Source organism: Variovorax sp. Soil_C_17 (assembly GCF_057657265.1).
The window spans coordinates 764,980-778,471 of record NZ_JBDGIT010000002.1; the positions used below are offsets into that span (position 1 = coordinate 764,980).

Here is a 13,492-nt window from a genome sequence, read left to right on the forward strand (position 1 = left end):
CAGGAGTTGCCTCATGTCGCCTTCCCGGAAATTCATCGCTGCAGCCATGACCGCCCTCGCCTCCTGCGCGGTTGCGGCCGCACCGCCCCAGCCGGGCAAGAACCAGCTGGAACGCGGCCGCCATCTGATTCGCATCGCCGGATGCAACGACTGCCACACGCCGGGATACGTACAGAAGAACGGTCAGGTCGACGAGAAGCTCTGGCTGACCGGCGACAGCCTGGGCTGGGCCGGGCCGTGGGGCACGACCTACGCGACCAACCTGCGCCTCATGATGGCCAACATGACCGAGCGGCAGTGGCTGCACCATGCGCGCCACATGGAGCCGAAGCCGCCCATGCCCTGGTTCAACGTGCGCGCCATGAGCGACGCCGAGCTCAAGGCCATCTACGCCTTCACCCGTTCGCTGGGGGCCGCCGGCGTACCGGCGCCGGCCTATGTGCCGGCGGGGCAGAAGGCGCAGGGTCCGGTGGTGCAGTTCCCGCAGTAGGGCGACCTGCGCAAACTGCCGCGATGCGTGCCGGACACGCGCTAGAATTCGCGCCTGCTGCGGGTGTAGTTCAATGGTAGAACGGCAGCTTCCCAAGCTTCATACGAGGGTTCGATTCCCTTCACCCGCTCCATCATCTGTCGAGTGAAAACGTAAATTCCCAGCGAAGCTGTGGACTTTTACTGTGTACCGGATGCGTACCACGTTCATCATCCGAACCGTGGAAAAAGACGTGTCACTACCATCCGGGGTCGCTAAGCGCGGCTCGAACTATCACGTGCAGATCAAGGTGCCGCTGCGGCTGCGCTGCATCATCAACCGCCCCTTCTGGGTCCGCACGTCGCTCGGCACCGACGACAAGCGCCTCGCCGCCGCTCTGGCGCATCGCCACTGGTCCGAAGCAGCTGAAGCCTTCGCCGCCGCCGAGGCCAAGTTGAAGCCCCGGGAGGTCGTTCCGCTGACGCCTGCGCTCTCGGCGTACATCGTGGCCGAGGCAGGCCGCGAGGCGCTGATCTTTGACGACGTTGTCCGCTTCCACCCCGGCGCACTGGTGGAATTGCTACGAGCCATCGAGCCGCCTCCGATCCGATTCCTGACGAGCCCCGAGGAAGGCCCCGAGGACCGCCCCATGCCCGAACGGGAGTACATGAAGCCGAGTGCGGACGGCTCGCTGACGCTCCCGCAAGTGGACCGCCTCCGCGCCATCGCGCAGTTGAACATCGACGACCTTGGCCGCTCGCTGTCCATGGGCCGGCTCGATGTTGCCAGGAGCTTTGCCGAGACCTCCTGTGCGTCCATAGGCGTCACGGTGGACTGGTCAGCGCCTGCGGCCCGGCCGACGCTTGTGGCCGTCCTGCGGGCGCTTCTGGTCGCTTGGATCGGCGCTGCTGATCGTGGCGCCGGCAAGCCGGTGGAAACGCCGCCGAAGCCCGAGTCGCCCATGAAGGTTGTTGCGGTCCCCAAGACGACCAAGGGCAAGACTCTGACCGACGCGTTCGACGAGTGGAAGATCGGAAAGAAACGCGACGCGGTCAACAAGACTACGCGGGCGCTGGCGCTGGTCAAGGACGCTGGCATCAAGGCGCCGCTACGCGACCTAACCCGCCAAGACGGACTCACGTTCCGAGATCACATCAATGCCACCATGGCGGGCACCAGCGGCAAGACGCGGTCGGACGTGCTGGCGTCCGTACAGGCGCTGCTGAACTACGCCGTCAAGGAAAAGGGCTGGATCGATGCCAACCCGTGGAGCGGAACCGCCATCGCCAAGGGCCGAGCGCAGAAGCGCGAGGCATGGGACAACGACGCGCTGACGACCTTGCTGACGGCGCCGCTGACCGAGGACCGCCGCGTCGATCCGGCCGCGCAATACTGGCTTCCGCTGCTGGCGCTTATGACCGGCGCCCGGCAAGCCGAGCTTTGCCAACTGCGCACCGCCGACGTGATCAAGCGCGACGGCGTCTGGCTGCTTGACATCAACGAGAACGACGATGGCAAGAGCGTCAAGAGCGCGGCTGGCGAGCGATGGGTTGCGATCCACTCAAAACTGATCGAGCTTGGTTTCATCGACCACGTCGAGCGCATGCGCGAGGCCGGGGAGTCGTTGGTGTTTCCTGGCATCTTGACCGCCAAGAGCCGCACCGCTTCGCTGTACGTGTCGGACTGGTTCCGGGTGCGTTGCAAGGCGCTCGGCCTATACCAGAAGTGGCGCGACTTCCACGCCCTGCGGACGACCGTCGGCACCGCCTTGCGAGCCGTGGACCCGACGCTGGGTGAGGCCCTGATTACCGCCATCATGGGTCATGAGGCCGGCAACGTCGGCGCAGCGAACTACCACCGGCCGGCGCCCAAGACACTGCAGAAAGCTATTGAGGCCCTGGACTTTCCGGCCGTCCTCGCGCTCAAGCGAGTCGCCTGACGAGTAGCGTCCTGTAGCGGGGCCGCGACATGCCAGGTTGGCACATCGCGTGCCCCGAGTGGACACACCGACACACCCGGCCTCGTCTCACGCCCTCGGGGGCCGTTCCCGTGACCATCGGATCAGCGGACATCGGGTAGCAATCCAGGCATGACATGCACTCCCGAAGCCCCCATAGTCGCGGGGATCGTTGACTGCCAGGGACCGTACCATGGACGCAGAACGTCTGTTCACCTACACGCAGCGCGTGGTTATTGAGCGCATGCGTAGGGAGCTAACACGCTATTTCCTACAGCCGGTTACCGTCACCTTCTGGACGACTCCGGACGACCTTGTCGGCGTAGCCTCGCTTTGCGTTGAGGGGACAGGTCAAGACGCCGGCCCTCTGGTGTCGCTCCTGACTGGCCCAGGCATCAAGGGCGACGGCTACGCGGTTGACGACGCCGATGGTGAGCCACTCGCCGATGGCGTCCCCTTTGCTCACGCTGAGCAAGTCGCTCGCCTCGCCGCAATCCGCCACCATCGCGAACGGCGCTGCGCAGAAGTGGGCGCGTAGCCTGCCCGTAGCGACGCCGCCACACCTCCAGCATGGTGCTTGACTCTGGGTAAAGGCGATTGATGCGCCGCTAAGTCCTTGCAAGGCTTCAACAAAGCATGAGTCGCCCATGGGGCATGTCTATGACGTTGATTCGTAATCAAGCCCCTCAACTAGGTAACTCGCGCTGCTGACATGGCTGGCGCGGTCTCGCACAGTTGAGCCCTCATCAACACCAAGCGAAGCCCGCAACATGCAACTGCAATCCGCCTTCATCGCTCCACACCGCGACGCTATCGAAGCCCTCCGCAAAGAACTCTCCCGACGCGTGCAGCGTACCGTCACCGTCGACTATGGCGCCATCGATGACGGTACGCTGCACGACGCTACCTTTGTTGTCGATGAGCTTCCCGAGGGTGCCTTCGGCCGACCCGGGCCGCTCGTGTCGATCCTGACCGGCCCGAACATCAAGGGCGACGGCTTTGTCGTCCTGGGCGCGGACGGGGCGCCTCTGGCCGAGTGCGTTTCCTTGGACCGCGCAGTCCAGTCCGCGAGGTTCGCCGCCGTTCGGGAGTACCGCAAGCAGGCCAAGGGCGCCCTGGCCCCGTAGCCCATCCTGGCCGGCCCGGGACTCTCGGAAGGCTTTGCGGTCGTGGCCGTCGACGGTCGCCCGTGTTCGAGGCCCCGGCCACTGACTGCGCATCATCGAGCGCGGCGGGGAACCCTGACTCATCGCATAGGACGCGTGCGACGTGCTCGGCATGAGCGAGGCGAGAAGGTGCGACCGGCTGATCGATTGCTACCGGCTAGCATCACCGCATGCGTCGTCTCTACTACTTCACAAATCTGGAAACAGCGGAAAAGTACATCCTGCCTGAGCGCCGACTCAAGCTGTCTCAGTTCGGGAAAGTCAACGATCCATTTGAGGTCCTTTGTGCCGACGTTGGCGACAAGGTAACTCGTAGGGCTATGAAGGGGCTACGGGACCACTGGCACGAGCGACTAGGCTTTATTTCGATGTCCGCGATACGCACCAGCCCTGTAATGTGGGCGCATTACGGCGAACGACACACCGGCATATGTCTCGGCTTTGACGTTGCGATCGACCTCGCCCAAGCTATGAGATATGAGCCTGGGCGCCTGAAGGTTCTTCTGGACCCCCGCAAGCGGTATGGGGGCGCCGATGAGGCGCTTATCAAGCAGATCCTGCTAACAAAGTACGAGGATTGGGGTTACGAGCGCGAATGGCGCCTGTTCTCTAACCTCGACGAACGAGATGCAAAGACCGGCTTCTACTATGTTGACTTCTGCCCAAGCATGGAGCTTCGAGAGGTAATGCTCGGTGTCAACTGTCCGCGAACGGTAGACGAAATCGCGAGGCTTTTCCGCGACGCCGGTCCGGTAAGGCAGTCGGTCAGAGTGTTTAAGGGGCGGCCGGCATTCAAGACGTTTGAGGTCGTGACTCAAAAGTTGGTCGCGCCCGTTGTGATACAGCCGCCGAAGCTGCGCCCGGCCGATGCACACCGAGACATCTCCGCATAGTAAAACGGCCCCATCGCCTATTCGTCCAACGCCACCCGGGCGTCCCGGGAGGTTTTGCGGTCCTGGCGGCCGATGGGTCACCTGTAGTCGAGGGCGTGGCCCTGGGGCCTGCTGTGCGGGCTGCGAGGTTCGAGGCTGTCCGTAGGTATCGCGGGATGGCCGCCCCGGAATAAACCCACCCACAGTGACAGCCCTATCGTTGGGGCCGTCCGCTCTCCCATCAATGCGCCGCCGTGGCGCTCCACCAACCACGGCACCCTGACCTCGCAGGCCAATGAGAGATTCCCCATGATCTGCATGCGGGCACTGTCCCGCGAAGCGGCACAGGATCGACGTGTGACTGGAACTGACCCGACCACCACGCTAGCGCCCCCGAGGCGACTCGACCTGTGCTCAAGTAGCGCGACAGATGCAGAAATCCGAAGGGTCTCCTTCGGTAGAAGGACCTGATCCCAGTGTTCTTGGTGTTGTCTTAGGACTGTCCCGGAGACAACATTGGAAGCACCAGAGGCATCAGGTATTCCCGGAGAAGACATAGGGGTGGTTCTTCTAAATCAAAACCTATGTCAACCAAGGAGTCTCAATGTCATCCTTGGTCTCGCAGTGGTCGTTGGACGACCTGGTCATCCCGACCCTCGCTTCGCTCGCCCCCTCTACGAACCATCCTTGCCGCCGCTGGCCGTCCGATGGGATGGTCGTCAAAGCGAAGCGCCCTCGTGTCGTCAGTGGCGCAATGACCACACAGCCGATGGTCGTCAAGGCGAAGCCGCCCAAGGTCGCCCCAGACCGCTTCGCCCCCCGATGGGACGGCCAATCCGTCAAGGCTGTCGCCGCCGCCATCCGCCTACTGGACCGCACGGATCCGAAGCGCCTCCAACGCATCGCCGAGGCGCGAATCGAGCGCCGTCGCGAACGGGAGCGCAAGGTGGCCGAAGCCATCGCGAGAGCCCTGGCGTCCCCTGTGACCACTAGACCCTCCGAGGCCGAACTGGCCGCCCGGAAGGCCGCAGCCCTCGCCCAGGCCGCCGCAATGGTCGCGCTGATGCAGGCGCCCCGAGACCGCGACTCTGTCATTTCAAATCCCACAGACGCTACCGCTTCTCCATGAACCAACCCGCGCAACGCCGAGACGGCGCCCGCACCATGCACGAGACCCAGACCTACCCCATCCCGGCCATGCCTTACCGCATCGACTGGAGCAAGTGGCACCCCCACAACCGAGCAGTCCGCGAAGCAGAGCGCCGCAAGGCGCAAGACCGCGCCCATGAGCGCCGCATGGCCCGCCAAGCCGACAAGGCCGCAGCGAAGGCGGCCGGCGCCGCCCTGATGGCCTCCCCTGAGATGGTCGCCCGCAAGAGCGCTGCCCTCGCTGCTGCTACTGCACTGGTCGCCCAGATGGCGGCCCCTCGCCTCTCACCCGTCGCCCTCTAGCGGCCCCTTTACTTGGTGGTCCGTGGTGGACCTTTTGCGCCCTGGCCTCATTGGCTGGGGCGCTCTCTTCTCCACCGCACCGCCTTTCAGAACAACGGCCATCAGGCCGGGTCCGCGCAAGCCGGCAGCTTGCACTTCAACTGCCACCACCTATGACCACGAAGAAACCCAAGGTCGACCAAGGTCGCCCCACTGAGCAGACGCCCTACGGGCTGCTGTTCTCCGACACCGAAGCCTTCGCCCGGTACGCCGAGCTTCGCCGCATCCGCGACTGGCTCAAGGCATTCCTCGACGACATGGAACACCTGCGCCTCGACGCACCCGCCGCCGTCAAGCGGATCGACGCCTTCTGCGACACGCTGGCGCCCGCGAACAGGATCGACATCCTGGCGCGAATCCGAGCCAGCCTCAGCGGCAACGCCGAGATTCGCCTAGGCCAGCAATTGACCGCGCTGCGCCTGCACACCAGCAACCACTGGGACTACGTCGTGTCCTGTGTCGGCCAAGACTGCGAACGCCCCCCGACTGGTCAGGAGCGTCCCTACGACGGCCCGATCCCCCGCAAGTCCGGTGACCACACCCCGGCCTTTGGCTACCACCGTGCCCTGGCCTCCGGCCGCTACTGAAGGAAGCCCCAACCATGCGAGTTAACACCGTCCTGCTTCCCGTGAAAGAGAAGCGATTCAACCCCCTGACCCAGCGCGAGGAACTCATGGCAACCGGCTACCTGCAAGAGTACGCCGCAGGCAAGCCGGTAGGTCAGCCGATCAAGGCGCCTCAGATGGCCCCTGTGCCCCAGGACCGCGCCACGCCCTCCAGCATGCTGCGAGGCCAGGAGGGCCATCACAGCGTGACCATGTACAGCCCGGACACCCGCCCGCTCGCTGCGCACCACGCCCGCCCCGGCGAGACCGTGGCGCAAGCGGCCGACCGCTTGGCCGATGCTGCCTCGCGCTTCGAGGTCAAGAATGGTCGTGCCACGGCAGTCCCTGACTTCCTGACGGGGGGCCACTGATGGCAGTGATCGACATCTGCAAAGCGGTCTACGCGAACGCCCAGCCGCCCCTGGCGGTCCCGGGAGCCTTGGTCGTCTTCACGGACAAACGAACTGGTCTTGTCGTCGGTCTTAGCACCGACGTGGAGGTGCAGCGCGGTCGCGTGCTGCCGCACTGGTTCTCGGACTACGACGTGCATGAAGACGTGAGCCTGAACGCTGCGCCAATGCCTGTCATCGGTCAGCCCTGGCCGCTGGCCTCTTTGGGTCAGAAATTCTGACGGTATCCCCCTGAGCCCATTTGGTCGTCTTGAGGCCCGCCTAGCCCCCGTGAACGGGCTCCTCTCAACCAACCGGAACCCCAATGGCACAACCCGAACAGCAAGTCGTCGGCGGCACCCTCGAATCCACCGATGCCGACCGCCGCGCCCTCCTGGCGCAGAGCGCCCCCACGATCAACGAAGACCCAGTCGACGGCTTGTACGGGACCAAGGAGAGTCCCGGCTTCGGGACCATGTTCGCGAACGGGGTGAACCGCTTCACCCCAACGGCGCAAGCCATCATGGCCGCCGCCGTTGTGAATGCCATCGACGAAGTGGATTCCTGGGACCCGACCTACGACCCCTACGAGTTCTACGCCCAGCACAAGGACGAGTTCCGAGATCTCGACGACAACGTCCTGGCAGGTCACTTCGACGAGGTCCGCAGCGAGACCGCATTCCTCCGTCGGGCGCAGATGCTCCGCGAGAACAACCAACTCGACCGTGACATTGCCGAAGGCGGTACCGTGGGCGCACTCGTCGCCGTTGGCGCGTCCCTGTTCGACGTGACCAACGTCGTCGGCGCCGGCTTCCTGAACGGTGCCCGCGCTGCTACGCGTGTCGGTCGGATCGCCCAGGGCGTGAAGGTCGGCGCCGCCGAAGGCGCCATTGGGGCCATCGCCATGCAGGCCATGGACCCCACGCAGGACTGGAAGGACGCTGTGCTCGACATCGGCCTCGGCGCCGTGGTCGGCGGCAGCATCTCCAGCTTCACCCGCAACCTGCCCCCGGACTCCCCGCTGATCCCGGGCCACCCGAGCAACCCGCTCGGCAAGGACGCCCCCAGCGGCGACCCGGTCCACATCGTGAAGCCGGGCCAGCTCGAATCCGAAGGCGAGACGATCCATTCGTCCGGCGGCGCCGACGCCGTGTCCAAGGAGACCCGTGAGTCCCTGGCCGCCCAGGCCGCCCGTGACGCCGATGCCACCCTGCCCGCTCAGGCGCCCGGCCGCGTCGGCAAGGCCGTCATGGGTGTGACCGATGCGGCCACCGGCCTCGTCGGGAAGATCGGCACGCTGATGAACGGCACCGTCTTCAGCCGCATGCCTCACTACCCCGCGCACCTGCGTGGGCTCCTGACCCGTGGCACCGACCACTTCGGATTCCTGAACCGGGCCATGGCTCGCGGCGAGGCCAGCGGTCCCGAGGCCGAGTCGATCAAGAACGTGTGGCGCCAGAAGGGCACCGCGCTGCAGGACGAACTGAAGGGCCACCTCCGCGCTGCCCAGATCGCCCTCGGCGAATCGAAGTGGGCTGCTCGCGCCAAGGGCGCCATCGACGACCTGACCAACGGCAAGGTCCAGCGCAACGCCATCACCCGCGAAGAGTTCTTCGGTGAGGTGGTTGCCGAGATGCGGGCCAAGATGACGAACAACGTCAACGCGCCGAAGGAAATCCGCGAGCGCCTGAAGACCCCCGGCCGCACCGACGATCAGGTCGAGGCGATCTATGCCGAGGTCCGCAAGGCCGCCGAGGCGTCGAAGCGCCACATGAACGAGATGTTCAACCGCGCCGATGACATCGGGATGCTGGGCGACAAGGTGGACCTCAAGGCCCGCATCAAGGACGCCGAGCAGCGGCTGTCTGCCCTGCACGCGAAAGTCAACCAAGGGGACCACAGCCAGGCCGAAGCCCTCAAGGCGACGCGCCAGGAACTCAAGGACCTGATCAAGACGCAGCAGGAATACGACGCCGCCCGAGCCCGCAAGGACCAGGGCGAAGCCTATGGCCTGCCGATCATGTTCGTGCGCGGCCAGATCATGCGCAACCGCAAGGCGTTCGAGAACATCCTGATGAAGGTGGCGGCCGAGACGCCCGACGAGAAGTGGCTCAAGGAAGCGGGTCACATCTGGGACCCGGTGCCTGCCACGGCCACCGAGCCGGCCAAGCCCGGCCGGACGCTGGAGGAACTGCAGAACGACCCCGTGCTGTGGAACCAGACCCTGCGCGAGTGGAACGGCGAGCTTGAGCACAACCTGCGCGAGCAGGCCGCTGCCGCCTGGACCGCTGCCGAGCAACGCCTCACGAAGGCGCTCAGCGACGTCGATAACTGGGAGGACACCCTTGGGTATTGGGAGAAGGACAAGAAGCGCCTGACGGCCGCCTCAGCCCGTTCCAAGGCCCGTCGCGCCGAAGCCGGCTGGCAAGCCCGGAACCTCGGGTACGCCCAGGCTCGCGCCGAGCGTGCGCAGAAGCGCCTGGAGCAGATGGGCCGGGACTACCCCGACCTGTTGGACCTGGGCGAGCATGCGACCCGCAAGTTCGAGGAGACCGGCCCCCAGGTCGACGAGGCGCTCGAAGGCGCCCAGGCCGCCAAGGCCAACGTCACCGAGACCCAAGGTGTCATCGAGGCGCTCCGCATGGAACGCAGCGGACCCAAGGACCCTGTGACCGGCAAGCGCCCCGGCAAGATGCAGCCGGGCTCGCCCGAGTACGTCGCCAAGATGGCCGAGATCGACGAGGCGATTCAAGAGCGCGTGGCCGCCAATGCCTTCCTGGCTGAGGCCGAGCAGAAGCTGTCCGCAGCCGCTGCCCTGCAGCGCGACGCCGTCCGGTTCCGCGACAGCGTGATCCGGGAGATCGAGGTCTTCAAGAAGGACAAGCGCTTGGCGGACACCGCCGAGGGCGTCGAAGAGATGCTGGAGCAGCAGCGCGTGCGCGTGGACCGTCTGCAGGAAGCCGTGGCGAAAGCTGAGGCGGCCCGCAAGGAATCCGTGAACGTCTGGAAGGCTGTGCGTGGCGCGACCTCCGTGAGCCGCAAGGAGGCACGGGCCGCCCTGCGCGAGCACCGGAAGACCGGCCGCATCGCCAAGGCGCTCGGCAACCGCACCCCGAAGGCTGAGTGGGCTGAGAGGCTCGCGAAGCACCTGAGCGGCCTGGACCACTATCCGGGCGGCATGCTGCTCGACGAGGTGCCGGAGATCGGACGCCTGAAGGAGCGTCGCCTGAAGTGGGACGAGCAGACGCTGAAGGAAGCCATGGACGAAGGGTTCGTTGAGTCGGACCTGAGCCACATGATGGACCGCTACACGCGGGACATGGGCGGCCGGATCGCGCTGCACGAAGCCTACGACGGCAAGAGCTACGCCAAGGTCGCCGAAGAGGCGGACGCGGAACTACTCAAGTGGGTCGAGGAAGCCCCGAACCCCGAAGAGCGCAAGGCGCGGCAGGCGATGCACGAGCGCGGCCTGAAGGACCTGAAGCACGTCTGGGACCGCAACGCCGGCCGGACGACCGTGGAGGACACCGACATGCTGTCGTTCGGGGTCAAGACCCTGATGAACGGCGCGTACCTGCGCATCGCAGGCGGCATCTGGAAGGCAGCGGTGCAGAACATCGGCACAGCCGTGCTGCAGAACCCGCGCATCGTCCGGCAGATCGTGACCAACGGCAGAGCCTACGGGCGCCTGCTGAAGGAGATGGACGCGGCGATGAAGAACGGCGACGAGGGCGGCAGGCTGGAAGGCTTGCGCCAGATCAAGGTGCTGATGGCCTCCATGGAGAACGTGGCGCAGACCGGCATCTCGCAGCGGGCCGTCGGCCGGGGCTCTGCCCTGGACCAGTTCGGCTACGGCGACGACGGCACGCTGACGCGCACCGCGACCCGGCATCTTGAGATCGGCATGCAGAACCTTGGCGACAAGGTGACGTGGGCCACGGGCCTGAACCTGATCTCGGACTTCGTGCGCCGCAACGCGGCGTTCGCGCACATCGCGGACATGGCCGAGTTCAGCAAGCAGCCGTGGGACAAGCTCCACGCCAGCCGAAAGGCTCGGCTCGCCTCGATGAACATCGGGGCTGCGGAGTACGCAGGCATTGCGGCGCAGATGAAGAAGCATGGAACGTGGCACGGCAAGCTGTTCGACCCGGGCATTGATCAGTGGGACAACCCCCGGCTGGTCGATGTCTTCGAGAACAGCGTCGTGAAGGCACAGAACCGCTCGGCCTACACCGAGTCCATCGGCGCGATCCCCACGAACATGCACGACGGATCGGTCTACGTGAAGGCGCTGCAGCAGTTCCAGAGCCACGCGCACATGACGCTGGAGTTCTTCATTCGCGCCGGCATCCAACGCGGCGCAGTGACCGGGGACTACTACAGCGGCATGGCCGCCCTGGCGATCTCCATGTCGCTCGGGACGCTCATGTCCACGCTGAGGGCCTACGAGAACGGCAAGCTCGACGAGAAGATGAAGGACTGGGAACAGAACCCTTCGACCCTCGTGCGCGAGATGTTCGACCGCTCGGGAATCATGGGTGCCTCGGCGCCCTACTTCGACGCCGTGTCCAAGTCCGGGCTGGGCAACCACCTGAACAAGATGCTTGGCACCAAGTTCTTCGCGCCCTCGACGCGCTTCTCGCAGAGCCAGGGGCTCACGGGCCTCCTGGGCCCGGCATTCAGCGAGGTGCAGTCGGTCTACCAAGGCGTCAGCAATGTCGTCGACGGGCAACTCGACAAGGCGGGCGAGAAGTTCGTGCGCCTCCTTCCGATGAACCAACAGATTCGCCTCTTCGGCGAGATCGCAAACGCAAGCAACTGACGATGCCTCACGACCGTCGCGGGTCGTGGGTGCCTTCGCCTGCCTGCAGTTACTCAACCAATGGAAAGACCTGAGCTATGCATTTCGCCGCCCCGCAACGTCTCGCCGTACTCGCCGAGGTGCTGTACCACCCGCTCTTCGTCGTCGCCGACAGGTCAGTCGGAGAGTTCACCAAGTTCTACCCGGAGGTCAGGCCTCGTTTGGACTACCTCGCCATGACCTGGGAGGTTCTGGCTTGCCTGGACGCGTTCCATGCCGATGAGCCCCCGAAAGCCGTGCGAATCGAGACGCTGGCCCGCGTCATCGAGAAGTACCACCGGGAAGCAACGGCGCCTGCCGCCTGAGCGCCCATTCGCCCGCTATCGGGTCCGCCTCGCCCCCGTGAAGGGGCGCCTCTCAATCGAGTCTGCCGGATAACCACCGGCCACATCGAGCCCCTGAAGCCCGCACGGTTCGCCCTGCGGGCTTCGCTTTTTCAAAGCTAGAACTCAATGAACGACTCCAACATCATCCCCTTCAACTTCGACTCCCACCCGCTCCGCGCCATGGTGCAGGACGGGCAGCTATGGCTACATGCCGGTGACATCTGCGCCGCGCTGAGCATCGCCAACGTGAGCGATGCTGTGGAGGCCCTGCCCGAGCGGTACAAGTCTCGCTATTCCCTAGGCTTGCCCGGGAGCGCCCCGTGGTTCCTGACCAAGTCAGGCGCCTACAAGCTGATCCTAAAGTCCCGCAAGCCCGAGGCTGAGCGCTTCCAAGACTGGCTGACCGACGAAGTGATCCCCGCCATCGAGGCAACCGGGGGCTACGGTCTCCCCGAGGCCGTCCGCAGTTACTTCGACCGCCTGACGGCCCGACTGTCCGAGGCTGACAAGCTGCTGGAGCACAAGACCCGCCACAGCTTCTACCGCCACGATTCCCCTCGTGCGGTGGAGCACCGCGCCCAAGCGCTGCGGGATGTGTCGGCGCAGTACGGATTGGACCCTGTGCTGGTCGCTCATGCCAATCGCACCGGCGCCATCGATGCCATGGCTGAGATCGTCGGCGACCCCCGAGCCATCGAGGACCGCAAGCGAGTCCGGGAAGCCCTGGCCGCCATCGAGGCACAACGTGTCCCTGTGGTCTTGCCAGCGCCCACCCGTCGCCGCAGCCGCAAGGGGAGCCGTCGATGAACACGACCAAGAACCGCAGCCGTCCCAACGGCCCCCACGTCAATAACGGCAAGCCCCGCCCCGGTGGCAGACTCGCGCACTTCATTGCCAGCCAAGACCCGCAGAACGTCCCCATCATCGAAGGCGATCTCGTCTTCGTCAGTGTGGAGGGTCAGCATCCCCGCAAGGCCATCCTGAACCGCTCGGACTTCCTGCGCATCACCGCGAACACCCCGGACGGCCCCAGGCTCACGAAGTCTCGCTGGTGGCTGGACGAAGACGGGATGCTCCGCGCCTACAGCCGGCACGAGACCCCGATGCAGCATGGGGTGTTGATCGCTGCTGCGCTTTTGAACGCCCAGGAAGGCGACACGCTGGCTTTGCCTGCTGACCCCTTGGACCTCCGGCTGTCGCAGATCAAGAGGGTCTGAGATGTTCCCAAGATCAGCCGAAGCCGAGATGCTCAGCCGGATGCGCAGGGATGCCGATTGCGTCAAGCTGGCCCCGGACCTCACCGTTACCGCCAAGGCTCCCAAGCCTGTCCCGGTTGTCACGGTGGCTCTGGGGGCC

At 65.3% G+C, this 13,492-nt stretch carries 14 protein-coding genes and 1 tRNA gene; all 15 read left to right on the forward strand.

What is annotated here, in order from left to right; all coding sequences use genetic code 11:
• Nucleotides 1-13 precede the first annotated feature (13 nt).
• The 15 genes from AC3A6Y_RS12165 (at nt 14) to AC3A6Y_RS12235 (ending at nt 13,353) form a co-directional block, all read left to right on the forward strand.
• Nucleotides 14-490, forward strand: a complete 477-nt coding sequence (locus tag AC3A6Y_RS12165; protein WP_487868481.1) for a c-type cytochrome — start codon at nt 14-16, stop codon at nt 488-490.
• 59 nt (nt 491-549) lie between these two features.
• A tRNA-Gly gene (locus AC3A6Y_RS12170) sits at nt 550-623 on the forward strand.
• A 60-nt stretch (nt 624-683) separates the two neighbouring features.
• Nucleotides 684-2,408: a DUF6538 domain-containing protein gene (locus tag AC3A6Y_RS12175; protein ID WP_487868482.1), complete on the forward strand. Its 1,725-nt coding sequence runs from the start codon at nt 684-686 to the stop codon at nt 2,406-2,408.
• Between the two features lie 211 nt (nt 2,409-2,619).
• Nucleotides 2,620-2,964: a hypothetical protein gene (locus AC3A6Y_RS12180; protein WP_487868483.1), complete on the forward strand. Its 345-nt coding sequence runs from the start codon at nt 2,620-2,622 to the stop codon at nt 2,962-2,964.
• Nucleotides 2,965-3,196: 232 nt separating this feature from the next.
• Nucleotides 3,197-3,553, forward strand: coding sequence for a hypothetical protein (locus AC3A6Y_RS12185; RefSeq protein WP_487868484.1), 357 nt, complete (start codon nt 3,197-3,199; stop codon nt 3,551-3,553).
• Nucleotides 3,554-3,762: 209 nt separating this feature from the next.
• The gene (locus tag AC3A6Y_RS12190) at nt 3,763-4,485 is read left to right on the forward strand and encodes a DUF2971 domain-containing protein (protein ID WP_487868485.1); all 723 of its coding nucleotides are present in this window, start codon (nt 3,763-3,765) and stop codon (nt 4,483-4,485) included.
• A gap of 583 nt (nt 4,486-5,068) precedes the next feature.
• Nucleotides 5,069-5,593 carry a hypothetical protein gene (locus AC3A6Y_RS12195; protein ID WP_487868486.1) on the forward strand — a complete coding sequence of 175 codons (525 nt, stop codon included), beginning with the start codon at nt 5,069-5,071 and terminating at the stop codon, nt 5,591-5,593.
• Entirely contained in the window at nt 5,590-5,916 is a 327-nt protein-coding gene (locus tag AC3A6Y_RS12200; protein ID WP_487868487.1) for a hypothetical protein, read from the forward strand. The genes AC3A6Y_RS12195 and AC3A6Y_RS12200 overlap by 4 nt, the downstream gene beginning before the upstream one ends.
• A gap of 152 nt (nt 5,917-6,068) precedes the next feature.
• The gene (locus AC3A6Y_RS12205; RefSeq protein ID WP_487868488.1) at nt 6,069-6,542 is read left to right on the forward strand and encodes a hypothetical protein; all 474 of its coding nucleotides are present in this window, start codon (nt 6,069-6,071) and stop codon (nt 6,540-6,542) included.
• Between the two features lie 14 nt (nt 6,543-6,556).
• The gene (locus AC3A6Y_RS12210) at nt 6,557-6,931 is read left to right on the forward strand and encodes a hypothetical protein (protein ID WP_487868489.1); all 375 of its coding nucleotides are present in this window, start codon (nt 6,557-6,559) and stop codon (nt 6,929-6,931) included.
• Nucleotides 6,931-7,191, forward strand: a complete 261-nt coding sequence (locus AC3A6Y_RS12215) for a hypothetical protein (protein ID WP_487868490.1) — start codon at nt 6,931-6,933, stop codon at nt 7,189-7,191. The genes AC3A6Y_RS12210 and AC3A6Y_RS12215 overlap by 1 nt, the downstream gene beginning before the upstream one ends.
• A gap of 83 nt (nt 7,192-7,274) precedes the next feature.
• The gene (locus AC3A6Y_RS12220) at nt 7,275-11,771 is read left to right on the forward strand and encodes a hypothetical protein (RefSeq protein WP_487868491.1); all 4,497 of its coding nucleotides are present in this window, start codon (nt 7,275-7,277) and stop codon (nt 11,769-11,771) included.
• A gap of 77 nt (nt 11,772-11,848) precedes the next feature.
• Nucleotides 11,849-12,115, forward strand: coding sequence for a hypothetical protein (locus tag AC3A6Y_RS12225; RefSeq protein WP_487868492.1), 267 nt, complete (start codon nt 11,849-11,851; stop codon nt 12,113-12,115).
• Nucleotides 12,116-12,262: 147 nt separating this feature from the next.
• Nucleotides 12,263-12,943, forward strand: coding sequence for a BRO-N domain-containing protein (locus tag AC3A6Y_RS12230; protein ID WP_487868493.1), 681 nt, complete (start codon nt 12,263-12,265; stop codon nt 12,941-12,943).
• Nucleotides 12,940-13,353, forward strand: coding sequence for a hypothetical protein (locus AC3A6Y_RS12235; RefSeq protein WP_487868494.1), 414 nt, complete (start codon nt 12,940-12,942; stop codon nt 13,351-13,353). Before AC3A6Y_RS12230 ends, AC3A6Y_RS12235 begins: the two co-directional genes overlap by 4 nt.
• The last annotated feature ends 139 nt before the right edge of the window (nt 13,354-13,492 follow it).